Here is an 18,080-nt window from a genome sequence, read left to right as displayed (position 1 = left end):
TTTATAATTCTTCAATATCAGCGAGTATAGTTTCGTTTGGTCGTTCATCTTTAATCTCCAGATCACCAAATAGCTTTTTCTTATCGACATTTGGATTTTGACGGATAATGCTCAATATGTTCAGAAAATCACGAATCACCTCTCTTGGAGTCAGGAACTCATTAGCTCCCGGCTTATTGAAAAGTTCCTCCATAAACTGTTGAATATCGGTATCAGTCACTGCCAAATCAATCTTATAATTGAAATCAAAAACTAATTTCAACTTTTTCAGCAATACAAAGATCTCATTATGGTCCAAAGGCATTAAACGTATTACTGGTTGAGCGAAATCTCTGATCTGCTGGGTTTCGAACTTATTTGTTTCCAGCCTTGATTTTAAAGCCTGATAACTAAACAACCCACGACGCGGATTCTCCAGCACTTCTTTTGTGCCTGCAAAATTAATAAACAAGTTACTGATCTTCCCCTGGAAACAGTCATTATATATGCTTAGTATCTTTTCATAGTTCTTCTCCCGCATTACCGAAGTGGATATTTTGTAGAGGTTAATTGCCTCATCCAAATTGATCATAAATCCGCTATAACCAATGCTCACAAACAGCTTACAGAAATTTTTAAGCATATCGTAGTAGTTCAGGTCATTAATAATTTCCCGTACACCAAGATCAGCTCTAGCTTCTGTTTTAGTCTTGTATTCACCCTTTAACCACTTCAATGCGTTCCGGCGCAAAAGATCATCTTCCTTGATAAATCCTTCATAGTACTTAACTACTACCCAGGCAAAATCAAATCCGCCAACCTCTGTGATCTCATTCACAGTTTTCATAATGTCATTCTGAACCAGCTGCTGATGCTGTTCATCTCTAATCTCGCCAAGACTAATACCATTGGACTGCGCCGTTTGCATCATAATTTGCTCTATCCATTTATCAAGTAATGTCGGCAAAGCCCCTCCTTCAGGTTTAGTCTGGATAGATACATTATCCATAATTGCAGCATACAAGGCAACTCCCTTACCATCATTTGAATACAGACGGTTATCAGGAGTAAAATCAGCATTTGCCACCACAAATTTTTGCTTAAGGGCGACTGTATTCAGTAAATGCAACATAAATGATTTTCCAGAACCGAACTCACCGATCCAGAACTTCACAATACTGTGCCCATTTTTAACATCCTCTAAAGCGCTTAAAAAAGCTTCCACTTCAGGCGATCTACCCACAGTAATGTGTTGCACACCGATTTTAGGAACAACTCCACCAAGCAGTGAGTTAATAATGGCAGTAGCTTCCTTGGGTTTTAAATTTGATATCATTAGGCTATAATTTGTGTATAATAATTCGGATTAATTTCATATCCATCTTCAGTTTCTTCAATTAATACATCGTCCAGTACCTCATAACAGGTCTCATTGATTCCATCAATAAGTTGGTTTTTAAATACAGATTTTGATTTGGCAAAAGACTCTATATCGGCCGAATCAGCAGAATGCGATTCATTATCGAATAGTCTCAAACATTCCAGTTGTATTTGACTGAGTGATACTTCACTGGTTAAGGCCAGCCCAGTCTGAACCGCAGACACAGGCTCTGTTGGGCGGCTAACATGCAACTCGTAAACTTCCTCATCATCCTGTAGATATTCATTCAATTTATCAACTGTTCCACTATGCTGCTCTTCCACTCGCCTGATTGCCTCAGTGTCCAAAGTAATATTCTTGCGTTTTGCTTTATAAATACCCTCAACAGCTTTTAACGCGGCAGTTAAGTTGCGACCTCTTACCAGCTCATCTATAATCTCCTGAAAAGCGCTCAATTGTCCTTCATTCGCAAATAGCTTTTTCTGAATCGTCTTGTTTAATTCCTTTCTGTCGACCACTACAGAATTGAGATCCTTCCAAATATAATGCAGATAAAATTTTAGTGCCTCCACCTTGTCTAATGGGGTCATGAATTTAGAAGCCTCATAAAAGATATGTTCCACTGAAGGATTCTTTTTATTCAGTTTGCCCAACCTATGTAATGCTGCAACAAGTTCCGTATGGTCATCACCCATGTAACCATCCGTTAATTCCTGAAACTGCGTTTTCCACCTGGTAGTAGTTGCTTCGTTTAAAGCGACTTCCGTAATCTCATCCGGCACGCCTATAGTAGGGATTAATTGATCTATAATCTCCTCAACCAAATTTCCCAACCTGCTATCAAAAAATTCTTTTATCTCAACACTCCTGGAATAAAAATTGGCTGAGATCTTACGCTTGTGCTTCCACTGCTCCCTTATAACAGATTCCGCTTTTTTATACACGAAATTATAAGCTTCTGATTCCGCAGATCCACCCGTATATACCTCATCATAACCCTGCCAGTAATTAGGCTGAGACTTCTCAAATTCTGCGGTCATGGTCTTCAATGGCTCAATTTCCTGATCCAGCGAAGAGTTTTCCTTCTTCAGTCGTTTATTCAATAACTTGATTGTCAATAAATATAGCTTGATAATTTCCAGTTCACACCCTTCAATAGAATTGAATACATTAGAATAGTTCCAGAATTTGTTAAGCCATTTTACTTCCTGAGGTGCAAGATTTAGCTTCTTTTTATACTTCTTACCCAAGGAATACTGATCAGGGTCATATTCAGGATAATTAGTTTGATAATTCGATGAGTACGAAGCAGGCTCTACCGGAGGGAGAATGATCCTCGTACTTTCCTGGGAAACTTCGATGATCGAATCATCCACCCTGTTCTCTGCTACTTCCCATTTTCCAGTACTTAAGTCAAGCGTCTGATTCTGGCGTAATGACGCATTAACTCCCGCCTCAGATGGTGTAGTATTCAAAGTTTGCAGATGTTCTGCAGCTTTTAGTTTAAGTTCCGATTCCTTTTGAGCTATGACTTTACGCTGCTCCGTCAACTGTTGTTTCAACTCCAGTTGTTTGGCCTTATTCTCTGCAATTTCTGCTTTTCGCTCAAGCTCCGCTCGCTTCTTGTCAGCATAGGCCGTTTCAGATAAAAAATTTAATGTCGATAGAATGGAAACCTGATTAAATCGGTTTGTTTTGATCAACCCATAAATTGCCTCGTGAAGGGCAGCATAATTATCGCTCTTGACGTTGACCCCGATTGTACCAGGTGTATTATCAGTAGTAATATGAATGAAGGAAATCAGCAAATGTTCAAGAGCTTTAGTTTTCATCTGAGAATACCCAATAGCTACCATTTCACGAATTCTCTGATCACTAACAGCTACCCTATCGCCTTTTGCGGCCAGGAACTGCAGCCATTCCCCTCCAAAATGCTTAGTAACCATGTTAATCGCCACCGGATTGATTTTTGTTGGTTGTATGTAGGGTTTAGATGCTGGACGAAATCGAATCTCTGGAAGAGCAGAAGGCTGCTTCTTTTTACTTGAAGCAACAATTATAATGATTAATAAAACGATACCTAAAAATATGAACATAGACGCTAATTTAAACCACTAATATAGCAAACTAATTCACCACAACAATGTGTAGTATACTTGCATCATCTATAGTTTTGTTCAGCTATTCAAATCCGAAATCGCTATTTCCGGGACATTTTCCAAATCAGGCAGAGCTTTAAACATGAGCTGATTCAACTGTCTGCTTAGCCGCTTTAGAAGGTTCTATTAATAGATTTCAAAAGCCTGCTGTAATTTGATGAGTATATAATTCGCATCTTTACCACCATACCCGCCAGATAGATGTGCATAAAGACCTTCTGAGAAATCGTCAGAATTCATTATCGTAGATAATTCACTTTTAAGATAGTCTTTTACGTCCGCTGGAGCAACAATAATCTGTTCAGCAAAGTCATCCGCATTTTCCCAAACATAAACCAGGTCTTCAAAATCCTTGCTTGTCCTGTAGTCACCCTTACCCCGACCTTTAAAAGCCTCCCATTTAGAAGCTACAAAATAAGGCATAGAAAATATGCGTACAGATGTTTCCGCATCTAAAGCCTTTGTTACCGCGTTGGCAAAACCATCAGGGTACCAAATATTACTAAAACCAATTACCTTAGGTTCTGTTGGCATCACATCCACAACAATCCCCTGTAACCTGTATCGGCAGATTACTCCGGATTCCACATCGTTCGCAAAGCCCAGCTCGCGCAACTTCTCATCTATCTCAGCATAACCTCCATAACTGGCGAGTTCCACAATCACATCCACATCATCCGTCGGCCTCACCTCTTCAGCCAGTTCAGGATCAGTAGCATAAAGCGAAACCGTAGCCCCACCGACAAACACATACTCTTGCTTAAGTCCATCCAGGACTTTACTAACCGCTTTGATGCGGGTTAAATTTTCATGCATAAATTCCGTTAAAATACATTTTCAACAATTCGACTGCCTTCTCACATTCCCTAACCTTACCAATTCTGATGGCATCGACAAGAGCAAGCATATCATACAAATGCCGATCAAGTTCAGCCGCACGTGCCTGATTGGCATATAGCGGATTAATCGATTGCCCTTTGGATTTACCCGATGGAAACGGCCAGACATAATCTTCCGATGAAGAAAAGAACTCCTTAAGTACAGGAGCACTATGCCCTGTTGGCATCCCTCTTTCAATCGCACCAAGTTCTGCCGGAAAAACAAAACGCAATCCATTCTCTATAAACTTCAGCATCGCATTTTTCATCACCTTCTTCTTATCCGGGCTAAGTAGCCCTGCAATCATAGATCTGTTTAACGATTCACTAATCTCTGAAGGACTAATAAACAAAGTTGCAGACAAATCTTTACTTAACCAGTGATTACCTTGAAAGGCAATGATCTTCAATAGCACCACAATGTCATGCGGTCTCATACCGTTATGTGCTTTCATACTGTAAATATAAAAATTTAATTCTCAATTCGCAAATCGCGAATTGAGAATTAAATCGATAAATTAAAATAAACACAAATTAATTCGCCTACCAGCTTTGAAAGCTGTTAGATAATTGTCACCAAACAAAAAAGAAAAAATTGGACAAATGATTTGAAATAAAAACGCACAGAAGAGAGTTTTGAAGGCAAAAAATTTGCTTTACTGCGAGATATACAAACATTATTTCATTTAGTGTAAGTAAAACACTATCTGACAATATGTATGATTTTTAGTCAAACTATGACAGTTTAACTTACTAAATATTTATTATTTGTCTGTTGATAAGTTTTTCATTACGATTTTTGCTGAGTGTTATAATGGAAGAGATTTCCCAATTCTTCACAGAAATTAATTTAATTGGCAAAAAAGCTAACATTCATAGCGTAACATCAAAGATGAAGCCAAAAATATTAGCATTACATCTATCTAACTGACATATAACTATTGGCTGATTAATTGTGAGAGGTCTTTTGGTAAAGCCTGCAAAAATTTTAGCGGATCGATGCAGGCCTAACCTTACATAGCATCGGGTTGCTGGATAGCAACCAAGGTTATATTTTGTATAACGCCGCAAAGGTATAAATAGTTTTCATTCCTCAAATTATTTTTTCCCTTGTTTCGCCACCAGAATATACCCTCTACGTGCTTTATGAAAACACCTTGCAATGTGAGGTGTAATTAACGCCCTGCGTTCAATGCCATTGGCAAAGGGAATTGTACAACCTAATTTTTAAAAGCATGGCAAGAAACGGTAAGACTGGCGATGGCCACAGAAATGGAGCAGTAAGAGACCGCTCACAAACACACAACCCAAAAACAGACCAATGGGTTAAAAGAGATGCTGACACAGGTCGGTTCATGGATGTTAAACAAGATGGAACTCCGTTTAAAGGGGTGAGAAAGGAGAAGGGATAGCATATGGCAAATCTAAATTATGGCCGGAGGCTATCAAATCTCCAAAATAGAAGATTTGATAAGGACTTTAATGAGTCTACTCTAACAAAATCTTTTAGTACTTCGGACTTACCTGAAAATATTAAGTACCTAGTGGAGTCTATGCTTCCAATAGGGAAAAAGTATAATGAACGGACACTTCAGGCAGCACAAAATGTACAAAATCATTTAGAACGTGATTTTAATTTGCACTTTCGCAGAGCTTATAAAAATCAAGGTTCCGTTATGGCTGGTACCAACATAAAGGTACATAGTGATATTGATTTGTTGACAGTGATAAATCGCTATCATTATCCGCAAGGGCAACCTGTTAACCCTTATACTGACTCTGATCCAAATTCTGATATAAAAGATCTACGACGACAGGCCATTCAGATTCTGAAAAGACAATATGACATTGTTGATGATAAAGGCGAAAAGAGCATTTCAATTATTAACCAAAACTTGGGCCGTAAGGTTGATATCGTACCTAGTTTTTGGTATCACTCTGATAAATATACGGAAACGGGAAACGAGCACTATAAAGGTATCTATCTTTTTAACTTTGTTAAGGAGACAAAGCACTTAGATTATCCTTTTGCAACAGCTAACAATATCAATCATAAAGGAACCGCTACCAACGATGGTTCCAGAAGGGGGATAAGACTCCTTAAAACCTTAAAAGCAGATTGTGACGATCAACTCGAAACTTTAAAAAGCTTTCAACTCACTAGCATTGTCCATGATATTGATAGCAATAAACTTTATTATAACGCTGGGACAGAATTGGAAATAGCAAAGGTAGTTTCATCGCAAATTAACCGAATTATTAATGAGCCCGCTTATAGACTCTCTGTTTCTAGTCCAAATGGAACAGAAAAACCACTGACTAAAGAAGGGATTGTTAAAGATCTTATCAGACTTAAAATTGATTTAGATCTTCTTATAGAAGATTCCTCAAGTGAGATAAATAAAAGTTATAGCGTTCAACGTGGTATTTTAACCTATTAACATGACGGATTTAAAACCAAATATATTTATAGGTTCTTCGCTAGCCGGATATGAATCAGCGAAAAAGGTCAAGGAATGTTTGTCTATTGTAGGAGATTGTTATCTATGGAAGGATGATGCCGCATGGGAAACGAATGTAAGCACCTTTGATAACTTGTTAAAAATGGCAAGTTATTTCGATTTTGGTGTTTTTGTGGCAACGGCAGATGACCTTACTTTAACGAATGACAATATTGTAATCGAGCCCAGGGATAATGTAATTCTGGAGATGGCACTATTTTTAGGTGCTCTTGGTAAAGATAAATCATTCTTGTTGGTTGAAAAAGGAATTAAATTACCTTCTGACTTTAACGGCATATATATGCCGAGATTTGATGCAGGAAATCCTAGTACCATCGAAAATGCATGTCAAGAATTTACTAGTAAGATTGAGGAACATTATCGGCTTGGTCATCTGAGCTTATATCCAACTACAGCGCTTGCAATAGGATATTACAAGAATTTTGTAGCTGGAATGGTTGATAGTCTTCATAATGAACCTACCCTAAACTATGAAGGAAAGGATTTTACCAACTTTAAGCTCAAAATTGTTATACCTAATGACTTACATGGTTCAATAAGGGAAAAAGCGGCTCAATTTTATAAGAAACATGGTTTTAGCCAGAATACCTTAAAAACACGTTTTCGACCTCATCCAGCTTGGTTTCAATTGGATACAAATGATGCCCCAAATGCAGTGATGTATGATATGCCAAGTACTTTAACCGGAATTGACGATGCGATTGAGATGATTTTACAAAAAGGCTATCAAGGCAGAACAAAGTTACAGGGAGTTATCGAACAAAGGGAGCTTAATAACTTCAGAAGAGTTTTGCAGATTCAGATTGATAAAAGTCCATTTGCAAAAGAAGTAGTAGAAATTGTTGATGAATTTTAATCTTATAAATTATGGCAGAATATCGAATTTCGGGAGTCTGGAAAAATTCGGACGGTGTTATTACCGCTTATGCTTTTCACACTGTAACGGGACCTAATAAACTTACTAGGGCCCAAAAGAAAACAAAAGCAGAAGCAATTGCAACTGTAGAATTGAAAGGGAATCATACTATTACATGGCTATGGAACTATAAGACTTCAAGATTTGAGCTTGGTGAAAAGGTAACTGTAGTTGGAACTGGTAATAATAAATACCTTAGATCTAACCCTGATAATCAATTGACAGACAACTTAGGTCATCTTATCAATTTTGATTGGATAGCTCCTTAATGTTCTAAATGATGTAATCATCAAAAAGGCTGCCGAAAATTGATTCGGCAGCCCTTTCCAGGTCCCCTCCTTCCGCATTTAAACTGACACCTTATTCCGCTCCAAAGTGCCTCCGATTCCGGAGAAAAGGGGCCATATTTACAGCTAGAGTCACGTTTTTACCATCATCTTTCTTTAAAATTAGTTTGTGATTTTAGGCCATCAGAAGGTAATTCAAGATTTAAATTCAAGCCACAATCTTTAGCAATTTGACTATAAGATACAGGGCGTTTTACTTTTGCCCATTTGATCAGGTAATTCCTTACAATTTCATTCATGATTGCTGTTGTTTTTTCTTTTAAATCGTTTATCCTCGACGACTTTTGACCAACCAATAATCACCAAGAAAGCGACTTCAATACCGGTCATTATAAACTTTACTACCTGAAGAGTACAGTCCATTAAGGCAGCGATAGCACCGAAAGAAAGTACCCACAGGGAAATGCCAACTCCGACTAGTACCGTTCCAGATAAAAACTGATCGGGTGCATTGCCCCACTTCAAATCTTTGTCTTTGGGATCAGTTAGCAGAAAACTAGCACCCGTATTAATTACAAAAAAAGGTGAAGCAATTGCGGAAGACAACAGTGTCAGCTTAGATAAATCCAAGTCCGCAAACAAAAGGGGGTCGAAATGAAAAATTAGGTAAGAACTAATCGGCCAGACACAAAATACAACAAGAAAAAGCGACAGCTCCCAACCAATAGTGATTTCTTTAAAATAGTTAAGGAGAGACATTTTATAAATAAGTTATTATTTGGGATAAACTAAGAATTAAAACTGGAATATTAAATATGATAATAGAGTCATCCTTCTTGCACTTTTGCCCATTTAGATAACTTATAATACCTAAAATTACCCAACTGGCATTTTAAACATTATAGATCAACAGATTAAATCTCCACAATTTAAAAACTAACGCAGGTTATAATTCAACCGTCATTTTACTCCTACAAAAAATGTGATTTTAAACTAACGATGAAATAGTTTATCTAATCTCTATCATGCAAACAGCAACGTTATACATTCGTGTAAGTACTGATGAGCAGGCACAAAAAGGATACTCACAGCAAAGCCAAAGAGAACGTTTAGAAAAGTTCTGTTTCGCTAATAAAATTCAAATTCTACAGATTGTATACGAAGATCATTCAGCAAAGACCTTTAATAGACCTGAGTGGTCAAAATTATTCTTAAGCTTAAGTCGAAGTAGAGTTAACAGACCAGACTTTATTTTATTCTCCAGATGGGATAGGTTCAGCAGGAATGCTGCCGATGCATATTCCATGATTGAAAGGCTTAAAAAGATGAACATTGAAACGAAGGCTATTGATCAACCTCTTAACCTGGCTATTCCAGAAAATAAAATAATGCTCGCTATTTACCTGGCAACATCCGAAGTAGAAAATGACAGGCGAAGTTTGAATGTCAGACAAGGCATGCGTAAAGCAAAACAAGAGGGACGATATATTTGTCATGCACCAATAGGGTATATAAATATCACCTTAATCGATGGAAAAAAATGTATAATACCCAAAGAGCCAGAGGCGACCTTTATCAAGAACATTTTTATCGAATTGGCCAACGGATATCATTCCACACGTTTTATTTATAACGAAGCAATAGAAAACGGATTTAAATGTAGCTTAAATAATTTCTGGCTGATGATTCGAAATCCTATTTATTATGGTAAGATCGTAGTTCCAGCATACGAACAAGAAAATCGGTATTTAGTTAATGGCTTGCATGAAAAATTAATATCCGAAGATGTCTTTAAACAAGTTCAACAGGTATTAAATAACAATGCAAAACCACAACGCAGAACTAAAACTAATAATCAACTACCATTAAGAGGTTTATTAACATGCCCGCTATGTTTTAAGAACCTAACAGGCAGTGCCTCGAAGGGTAGAAATACGTACTACCATTACTACCACTGTACGAATGGTTGCAAATTCCGGGTTAGAGCCGATTCTATGGATGAATTGGTACTAAAAGAGTTAAAACAGTTAATTCCTGGAGAATTCTATTTATCTCTTTTTCATGTGGTCTTACAACGTGTTTATAACAAACATTTCGGCGAAGCTTCAAATACACAATCTCAAATCTTTAAAAGTATAGAAAGGACATTTGAAAGGCTAAATAAGGCTAAAGAACTTTTGCTAACAGGTGAAATAGACAATGACGACTACTTCGCAATAAAAGCCGATTGTGAGTACAAAATCAATTGTATAGGAACTAGTTTGAACAACGCAGCGTTTATGATTTCAAAAGCTGAAAAAATAATAGCTGAAGCTATGCACAAATTCTCAAATATCTCTTTAACCTACCAACAATTTGAAACTACATACAAAAGAAAAATAATCGACCTCTTAACTGACAAACGGATACTTTGCGATGATAAGAACTTTCATATCCTTTTCACAGATGCAGTCAAATTCATTTACAATTTAGAGCATGAAAATTCGGATACTATTACTGAAATCCAAGCAATTTCCGATTCAAATTCAGTAGAAGAATTTGTTTACTCGAAAGAATCTGAGGAAATAATAAAGTTTGAAAGCAATAATAACCGAAGTATTGAGTCTAGAAATGCACAAAATATTATATTTTTCCTAGAGAGCTTTGCAGAACTGGTCATTCATAGCTAAAAAATGAATTACTTTACTGGGGATAAAAATTTCTAAAATCAGTGTCTAATCGCCCGCTATTAACTGTTTTTTATTAAACCGACAATTTTACTCTACTAGGGATATATTGCTTTGGTTCGACTCTCTTTAACTCACCCTTCCGGATATCGAACCCTTTTTTAGAATTTTGATTAAAAAAAACAAAGCAAACAACTATATATCAGCATATTAAAAAAATAATACTCAAAAATTTCTAAAAACGCTAAGATTTTAGAGTTCAAAAATCAGCCAATTCGTAAAAATCGCAAGAATCTGAATATCAGATATATGAATAAAAAAAAGAGGGAATCTCATTGCTGAAATTCCCTCTTTCCGTGGTGCACTTGTAGGGATTCGAACCCCAAACCTTCTCATCCGTAGTGAGATGCTCTATCCAATTGAGCTACAAATGCGTTTTTTTATTATAATTCCGTTTCGTTAACGGACTGCAAAAGTAATGCTTGAAATTCAAAATAGCAATATTTTTTATAAAATTATTCAGAGCATTACTCTTGCAGAACTGTATTATGCTTCTACTGCTTTCTTAATTGCATCAAAATCAGGCATATTACCTGCATCTTCTAACACTTCTGAATGGATAATTTTCCCCTCTTCGTCCAAAACAAACGCTGCTCTTTTAGAAACACCCTTTAAATTGAAGACAAAATCTTCGTAAAATGCACCGTAAGCCTGAGATATTTCTTTATTAAAATCAGAAAGTAACGGAAATTGGTAAGCTTGATCTTCTTTGAATTTAGCCAGGGTAAAAGGAGAATCAACAGAAATACCAACAACAGCAGCATTCATTCCTTCATAGTAACCAAAGCTATCTCTCATTGTACACAACTGAGCAGTACAAACACCTGTAAATGCCATAGGGAAGAAATGTACAACAACTTTTTTTCCTTGATAATCTGAAAGAGATACCTCTTTCAATTCAGAACTGAATAATTTAAAATCCGGGGCTTTATCGCCAACTTGTAATGCCATATTATAATTAAGTTTATTGTTCAAATATAAATTTGTGATCTCCTTCTTTCAAATCAAATACTAAAGATGAGAAAACACTGACCCCTCTGCCCTAATTCTTTAATTGCTGATCCAGAATTATCAATCCTTCTTCAAAGCTGTGTGGATTATAACCCAGATCCCGAATAGTCTTGTCCAAAACAAAACCTGTTCTTACAGGCCTTTTTGCGGTTTGATTAAGCGTTTCTGCGCTGATCTCATTGATCATGCTTTTATCAAGCTTCCAATAATCAGCTACTCTTGCTACCAGTTCAGAAATACTCATCATATCCTTTCCGGAAGCATTATAAACTCCTTGTGCATTCTTCTCAACTGCAAGCAGGCAGCAATCAGCCAAATCCTCTGCTAGCGTAGGCATGCGCCATTGATCGTTAACCACGTTTATTGGCGAACCTTTTTCTAAAGCGCCTTTTGCCCATAGTACGATATTACTACGGCTCATATCACTCACTATACCATACACTAATATAGTACGCAAAATCGCCCATCTGCAATTAGAAGCTTTAATAACGTTCTCTGCCTCAACCTTCGTTTGTCCGTAATAACTTAAAGGATTTGGATCAGCCTCTTCATCATAAGGACCTTTTGCACCATCAAAAATAAAGTCGGTCGACAAATGCACCAACTGGATATTGTGCTCTTCGCAAACTGAGATCAGTGTCTTTACCGATTCCACATTCAACTGATAAGCCAATTCCTTTTGATCTTCACAGGTATCCACGTTGGTCATGGCCGCAGTATGAATGATGGCATCAGGCTTATAACGTCCAACAACTTCCTTCACATTCTGCGGATCCAGAATGTCCATTTCGGCATAAGTATATCCATCTTTAACAGGAAAACGATCAGCCCCTTTTGATGTTGCAATTAACTTAAATTGCTTCGTAGCAGATAACCGCTCTGTTATTTTCTGACCCAAAAGGCCATTACTTCCTGTAACTAGTATGGTTTTCATTAATGTTTATTTACAATTTTCAACAGCTGCCAATGCAGCAAAATCACTATTTAATGCTTTAAAAGGCATAATTAAAGCCTCAATAATACCGGCTAAATTATTGATTAAAAAACTGTGGAAAAACTTTTTATTTATATATGTATTTCTTGCATAAAAATTTTAACTTTGCAAACCGAATTGTAGGCCCATAAAACAGCCTTTAACAAATTGATATTTATAATTTTACCCAAAACAATATATGCCTAACATTGGAAAAATAGCGCAGATTATAGGACCGGTAGTTGACGTGAGTTTTGCTGACGATGCTCATTTACCTCAAATTTTCTCTGCATTAGAGATTGAAAAAGAAAACGGACAGAAAGTCGTTTTAGAAGTTCAACAACATCTTGGTGAAGACCGCGTACGTGCAATTGCAATGGACTCAACCGATGGTTTGGTTCGTGGAATGAAAGCATTAGATACTGGTGCTCCTATTCAAATGCCAGTTGGCGATCAAATTAAAGGTCGCTTATTCAATGTTGTTGGTGAAGCTATCGATGGTATTAATACTGTTAGCAAAACCGGTGGCAGACCAATCCACAATGCTCCTCCAAGATTTGATGAGTTATCAACTGAAACTGAAGTACTTTTTACAGGTATTAAAGTAATCGATTTATTAGAGCCTTATGCAAAAGGGGGTAAAATCGGTTTGTTCGGCGGTGCTGGAGTAGGTAAAACGGTATTGATCATGGAATTGGTAAACAACATTGCGAAAGCTTATGCTGGTTTATCTGTATTCGCCGGTGTTGGTGAGCGTACTCGTGAAGGTAATGACCTTTTACGTGAGTTTATCGAGTCTGGTGTAATCAACTATGGTGAAGACTTCCTTCATTCAATGGAAAAAGGCGGATGGGATTTGAGTAAAGTTGATACTGAAAAATTAAAAGAATCAAAAGCAACATTGGTATTCGGTCAAATGAACGAGCCTCCTGGTGCACGTGCTCGTGTAGCATTATCAGGATTAACAGTTGCTGAATATTTCCGTGATGGTGATGGCGAAGGCGCTGGAAAAGACATCCTTTTCTTCGTTGACAACATCTTCCGTTTCACTCAGGCTGGTTCTGAGGTATCTGCACTATTAGGTCGTATGCCTTCTGCTGTAGGTTACCAACCAACCCTTGCTACTGAGATGGGTTTAATGCAAGAGCGTATTACTTCAACTAAACGTGGTTCAATTACTTCTGTACAGGCTGTTTATGTACCTGCGGATGATTTAACTGACCCGGCTCCGGCTACAACTTTCGCCCACTTAGATGCTACAACAGTATTATCTCGTAAAATTGCTGAGCTAGGTATCTATCCTGCAGTGGATCCATTGGATTCTACTTCTCGTATCTTATCTCCAGCTGTTTTAGGTGATGAGCACTATAACACAGCTCAACGTGTTAAAGAAACATTACAACGCTACAAAGAATTACAAGATATCATTGCAATCCTTGGTATGGACGAGTTATCTGAAGAAGATAAATTAGTTGTATCACGTGCACGTCGTGTTCAGCGTTTCTTGTCTCAACCATTCCACGTTGCTGAGCAATTTACAGGCTTAAAAGGTGTATTGGTTGACATTAAAGATACCATCAAAGGATTTAACATGATCATGGATGGTGAAGTTGATGAATATCCTGAAGCTGCATTTAACTTAGTTGGAAGCATTGAAGAGGCTATTGAAAAAGGTAAAAAACTATTAGCTGAAGCAAACGCTTAATTTTTAAAGCGTACATAATATATATATGACATTAGAAATATTAACCCCAGATAAGAAAGTTTTTGAAGGTGACGTAACTGCAGTTACTGTTCCTGGTACCATGGGATCTTTTCAGATACTACATGACCATGCACCTATTATTTCAACTTTAGAGGATGGACCTGTAATTATTAAATGCAAAACCGGCGATCAAACCTTTACTATTAAAGGTGGTGTTGTTGAAGTTTTAAAAAACAAAATTATTGTGTTAGCCGAAGGGGTTGCCTAATATTTAATCATACAATATTCTAAAAGCCCTTTGAAAATTTCAAAGGGCTTTTTTTTTATTTATAGTTTTTTATTAATCTCCCGTTATCCCGATAACGAAAGCCTGTTGACCACAGCCTGATCACGGATGCCTTATGGCGGAGAAAATCCCTCTAAATAAATCAGAATTTCAATCAACTTTTTTAAGGTTTTCCACATTTTAAGAAGAAAATGCACAAATTTATAATGCTAGCATAACACCTATACCGAATACCGATTTCATATTTGGTATAGCGACCGCCACGTTAAGATATGAAATTGACATGTATTTAAGAATTATATTCTTAAATACAATTAAAATAAAGAATTATATTTTTTTTCATTTATTTTCATTCATCTATTGATAGTTTAACCGCCAAGAGGTAAATTGGATTCTATAAAACAACAAGAAATTAAACAACGATATGAACCTTTCAGTCAACGTCTTATTTACTGTAATTGTTAACCTAATTCTCCTACTGATTATTCAGAAGGATAAGGCGCTATAAAGGAATATTGAATACTTAAAATATACTAGAGCGCCACCACAAGTGGCGCTTTTTTAATGAAACATCTAAAATACAAAAACATACCTGACAAAAAATGCAATATTTCAATTCAAATACCATACTTTACTTAAATGGGCGGTTCGAAAAAGCGGCCGATACAAATGCCGATTTGTATGGTCAGTCGTTACATTACGGCTATGCAGTTTTTGAAGGGATAAGGGCCTACTCTACTCATAATGGCACCCGTATTTTTAAAGCAAGAGAACATTTCGAAAGATTAAAACGCTCGGCAGAATTAGTTCACATTCCATTTACATGGGATATAAATAAATTAATCAAACAAACCTACAGGTTATTGGAAATTAACAACTTAAAGGATGCATATATCCGTCCTTTAATATACTGTCCGCCTGCCATGTCATTGGTTGCAGCAAAAGAAGCTTCAATCATGATCTGTGTTTGGGACTGGGAAGCTTATCTTGGCCATAAACTCCTTAAAGTTTGCGTATCAAGTTTTGAGCGTCCAAATCCTAAATCTACTCCTATTGAGGCTAAGGTTAGCGGCAACTATGTTAACTCCATACTAGCCACCACAGAGGCCAAACGTAAAGGATTTGACGAGGCCTTGTTGCTTGATATGTATGGCAACGTTGCTGAAGCCCCGGGTGCAAATATCTTTATCGAAAAAAACGGCAGGCTATACACCCCTCCTCTTGGAAACATTTTACCAGGTATTACCCGCGCTACAGTAATTGAACTATGCCATATTTTAGATATAGAAATTATTGAGAAACATTTATCAGTAAAAGACCTGAAACATGCAGATAGTGCATTTTTCTGTGGTACTGCCACTGAAATTGCAGGAATAGGATCGGTAGACGAATATACGTTCCCATTAAAATGGACAGAGAGTGCTGGTGCAACCATACAGCGCACCTACAAATGCCTGGTATTGGAAAAACAGAACTACGAAGTAATCATATAACTACTACATAATATAATAAGTAAATAACAAAAAAGACCTAACCATATAATATGTCACAAACACCAGAAATCAATCGCTACAGTAAAACTTTTACACAAGACCCAACACAACCAGCTGCGCAAGCAATGTTGTACGGAATTGGTTTAACTAAAGCAGATATGGAAAAAGCTCAGGTTGGTATTGCCAGCATGGGATATGATGGAAACACCTGCAACATGCATTTAAATGATTTAGCCAAAATCGTTAAAGATGGTGTATGGAAAAATGACATGGTCGGTTTAACATTCAGCACTATTGGTGTTAGTGATGGTATGTCTAACGGAACAGATGGAATGCGTTATTCTTTAGTTTCAAGAGATGTTATTGCAGATTCAATTGAAACCATTTGTGGTGGCCAATACTACGATGGATTGATCACTATACCTGGATGCGATAAAAATATGCCAGGATCTATCATGGCAATGGGTCGTTTAAATCGCCCTTCTATCATGGTTTACGGTGGAAGTATCCACTCTGGAAACTACAAGGGTAAAGCATTAAACATTGTTTCTGCTTTTGAGGCATTGGGTCAGAAACTTGCAGGTAACTTAGAGGAAGAAGATTTCCAGGGTGTAATCAGAAATGCCTGTCCTGGTGCTGGTGCTTGCGGAGGTATGTATACTGCTAACACTATGGCTTCTGCTATCGAAGCCTTAGGTATGAGTTTGCCTTATAGCTCTTCATACCCTGCATTAAGTGAAGAAAAAAGAAATGAGTGCTTAGAAGCCGGTAAAGCAATCAGAATTCTATTGGAAAGAAATATCCTTCCTTCAGATATCATGACAGAAAGATCATTCCACAACGCTATCGTTACGGTTATGGTTTTAGGTGGTTCTACCAATGCCGTATTGCATTTAATTGCAATGGCTAAATCAGTAGGCTTAAATTTACAACTTAGTGATTTCCAAAAAATCAGCGACAGCACACCGGTACTTGGCGATTTAAAACCAAGCGGAACTTACTTAATGGAAGATCTGCATGAAATTGGCGGAGTACCTGCTGTTTTAAAATACCTGATAAAAGTAGGTTTGGTTCATGGCGATTGTATCACTGTTACTGGCAAGACATTGGCAGAGAACGTAGCAGATGCTGTAGATCTTGACTTCGATAAACAAAAAATTATATTCCCGGTAACTGAACCGATTAAAGAAACCGGTCACTTGCAGATGCTTTATGGTAACCTTGCAACTAAAGGGGCTGTCGCTAAAATCAGTGGTAAAGAAGGCGAAAAATTTGTAGGCCCTGCCCGCGTATTTGACGGAGAGCAAAAACTAATTGCAGGAATTCAAAGCGGAAAAGTAAAAAGCGGAGACGTAGTGGTAATCAGACAGGTTGGTCCGAAAGGAGCTCCGGGTATGCCTGAAATGCTAAAACCAACGTCGGTTATTATAGGTGCAGGATTAGGTAAAACTGTTGCTTTAATTACTGATGGTCGTTTTTCTGGTGGTACTCACGGTTTCGTTGTAGGCCACATCACTCCTGAGGCATGGGATGGCGGAAACATCGCACTAGTTCATGATGATGACATCATCACTATAGACGCAGTAAATAACTCAATTGATGTTCATTTAACTGAAGAGCAGCTGGCAACCCGCAGGGCGGTTTGGAAACAGTTACCACCACCCGTCACAAAAGGAGTGCTCTATAAATACCTTAAACAAGTAAGCAATGCCAGCGAAGGCTGTGTTACTGATGCCTACAATGATTAATTAATTAGAAMMMSWA

The 18,080-nt window shown here is 37.3% G+C and carries 17 protein-coding genes and 1 tRNA gene; 9 read left to right on the top strand and 9 right to left on the bottom strand.

From position 1 onward, the window contains the following. Position 1: 1 nt before the first annotated feature. The 4 genes from N824_RS04620 to N824_RS04605 all read right to left on the bottom strand — a co-directional run bounded on the left by N824_RS04620 (position 2) and on the right by N824_RS04605 (position 4,852). Entirely contained in the window at positions 2-1,315 is a 1,314-nt protein-coding gene (locus N824_RS04620; protein WP_048903957.1) for an ATP-binding protein, read from the bottom strand. After that, the gene (locus N824_RS04615) at positions 1,315-3,456 is read right to left on the bottom strand and encodes a tellurite resistance TerB C-terminal domain-containing protein (protein ID WP_048903956.1); all 2,142 of its coding nucleotides are present in this window, start codon (positions 3,454-3,456) and stop codon (positions 1,315-1,317) included. Before N824_RS04615 ends, N824_RS04620 begins: the two co-directional genes overlap by 1 nt. A 189-nt stretch (positions 3,457-3,645) precedes the next feature. Then, positions 3,646-4,335 (bottom strand): nucleotidyl transferase AbiEii/AbiGii toxin family protein, encoded by a 690-nt coding sequence (locus N824_RS04610; RefSeq protein WP_048903955.1) that lies wholly within the window; start codon positions 4,333-4,335, stop codon positions 3,646-3,648. Next, the gene (locus N824_RS04605) at positions 4,328-4,852 is read right to left on the bottom strand and encodes a hypothetical protein (RefSeq protein ID WP_048903954.1); all 525 of its coding nucleotides are present in this window, start codon (positions 4,850-4,852) and stop codon (positions 4,328-4,330) included. Before N824_RS04605 ends, N824_RS04610 begins: the two co-directional genes overlap by 8 nt. A gap of 780 nt (positions 4,853-5,632) precedes the next feature. Between N824_RS04605 and N824_RS32960 the strand changes: the two genes are divergently transcribed. Genes N824_RS32960 through N824_RS04590 form a run of 4 tightly spaced genes read left to right on the top strand, consistent with a single transcriptional unit; the run spans position 5,633 to position 8,104 of the window. Further along, complete coding sequence (locus N824_RS32960; RefSeq protein ID WP_184626010.1) at positions 5,633-5,809, top strand: hypothetical protein; 177 nt, start codon at positions 5,633-5,635, stop codon at positions 5,807-5,809. A 3-nt stretch (positions 5,810-5,812) separates the two neighbouring features. Further along, the gene (locus N824_RS04600; RefSeq protein WP_048903953.1) at positions 5,813-6,838 is read left to right on the top strand and encodes a hypothetical protein; all 1,026 of its coding nucleotides are present in this window, start codon (positions 5,813-5,815) and stop codon (positions 6,836-6,838) included. 1 nt (position 6,839) lies between these two features. After that, positions 6,840-7,775 carry an STING domain-containing protein gene (locus N824_RS04595; protein ID WP_048903952.1) on the top strand — a complete coding sequence of 312 codons (936 nt, stop codon included), beginning with the start codon at positions 6,840-6,842 and terminating at the stop codon, positions 7,773-7,775. Between the two features lie 11 nt (positions 7,776-7,786). Next, positions 7,787-8,104: a DUF3892 domain-containing protein gene (locus tag N824_RS04590; protein WP_048903951.1), complete on the top strand. Its 318-nt coding sequence runs from the start codon at positions 7,787-7,789 to the stop codon at positions 8,102-8,104. Between the two features lie 164 nt (positions 8,105-8,268). On the opposite strand, the gene N824_RS31150 is transcribed toward N824_RS04590, so the two are convergent. Together N824_RS31150 and N824_RS04585 are read right to left on the bottom strand one after the other, a co-directional pair. Then, on the bottom strand, positions 8,269-8,421 hold the full coding sequence (locus N824_RS31150) for a hypothetical protein (RefSeq protein WP_161662259.1): 153 nt from the start codon (positions 8,419-8,421) through the stop codon (positions 8,269-8,271). Then, entirely contained in the window at positions 8,414-8,881 is a 468-nt protein-coding gene (locus N824_RS04585) for a hypothetical protein (protein ID WP_048903950.1), read from the bottom strand. The genes N824_RS31150 and N824_RS04585 overlap by 8 nt, the downstream gene beginning before the upstream one ends. A gap of 266 nt (positions 8,882-9,147) precedes the next feature. Between N824_RS04585 and N824_RS04580 the strand changes: the two genes are divergently transcribed. Further along, on the top strand, positions 9,148-10,791 hold the full coding sequence (locus N824_RS04580) for a recombinase family protein (protein WP_048903949.1): 1,644 nt from the start codon (positions 9,148-9,150) through the stop codon (positions 10,789-10,791). A gap of 354 nt (positions 10,792-11,145) precedes the next feature. On the opposite strand, the gene N824_RS04575 is transcribed toward N824_RS04580, so the two are convergent. From N824_RS04575 to N824_RS04565, 3 genes are all read right to left on the bottom strand, one after another. Then, positions 11,146-11,222 (bottom strand) — tRNA-Arg (locus tag N824_RS04575). A 112-nt stretch (positions 11,223-11,334) separates the two neighbouring features. Beyond that, positions 11,335-11,799: a redoxin domain-containing protein gene (locus tag N824_RS04570; RefSeq protein WP_048903948.1), complete on the bottom strand. Its 465-nt coding sequence runs from the start codon at positions 11,797-11,799 to the stop codon at positions 11,335-11,337. A gap of 91 nt (positions 11,800-11,890) precedes the next feature. Continuing rightward, positions 11,891-12,793 (bottom strand): SDR family oxidoreductase, encoded by a 903-nt coding sequence (locus N824_RS04565; protein WP_048903947.1) that lies wholly within the window; start codon positions 12,791-12,793, stop codon positions 11,891-11,893. Positions 12,794-13,031: 238 nt separating this feature from the next. Between N824_RS04565 and atpD the strand changes: the two genes are divergently transcribed. The 4 genes from atpD (at position 13,032) to ilvD (ending at position 18,064) form a co-directional block, all read left to right on the top strand. Beyond that, entirely contained in the window at positions 13,032-14,537 is a 1,506-nt protein-coding gene (gene atpD, locus N824_RS04560; RefSeq protein WP_048903946.1) for a F0F1 ATP synthase subunit beta, read from the top strand. 25 nt (positions 14,538-14,562) lie between these two features. After that, positions 14,563-14,805: an ATP synthase F1 subunit epsilon gene (gene atpC / locus N824_RS04555; RefSeq protein WP_048903945.1), complete on the top strand. Its 243-nt coding sequence runs from the start codon at positions 14,563-14,565 to the stop codon at positions 14,803-14,805. A 620-nt stretch (positions 14,806-15,425) separates the two neighbouring features. Continuing rightward, the gene (locus N824_RS04550; protein ID WP_048903944.1) at positions 15,426-16,316 is read left to right on the top strand and encodes a branched-chain amino acid transaminase; all 891 of its coding nucleotides are present in this window, start codon (positions 15,426-15,428) and stop codon (positions 16,314-16,316) included. A 50-nt stretch (positions 16,317-16,366) separates the two neighbouring features. Beyond that, positions 16,367-18,064, top strand: coding sequence for a dihydroxy-acid dehydratase (gene ilvD, locus N824_RS04545; protein ID WP_048903943.1), 1,698 nt, complete (start codon positions 16,367-16,369; stop codon positions 18,062-18,064). Positions 18,065-18,080: the final 16 nt, after the last annotated feature.

The sequence above is a fragment of the Pedobacter sp. V48 genome, assembly GCF_000523515.1.
Lineage (GTDB): Bacteria > Bacteroidota > Bacteroidia > Sphingobacteriales > Sphingobacteriaceae > Pedobacter.
This window is presented reverse-complemented; position numbering and strand designations above follow the sequence as displayed.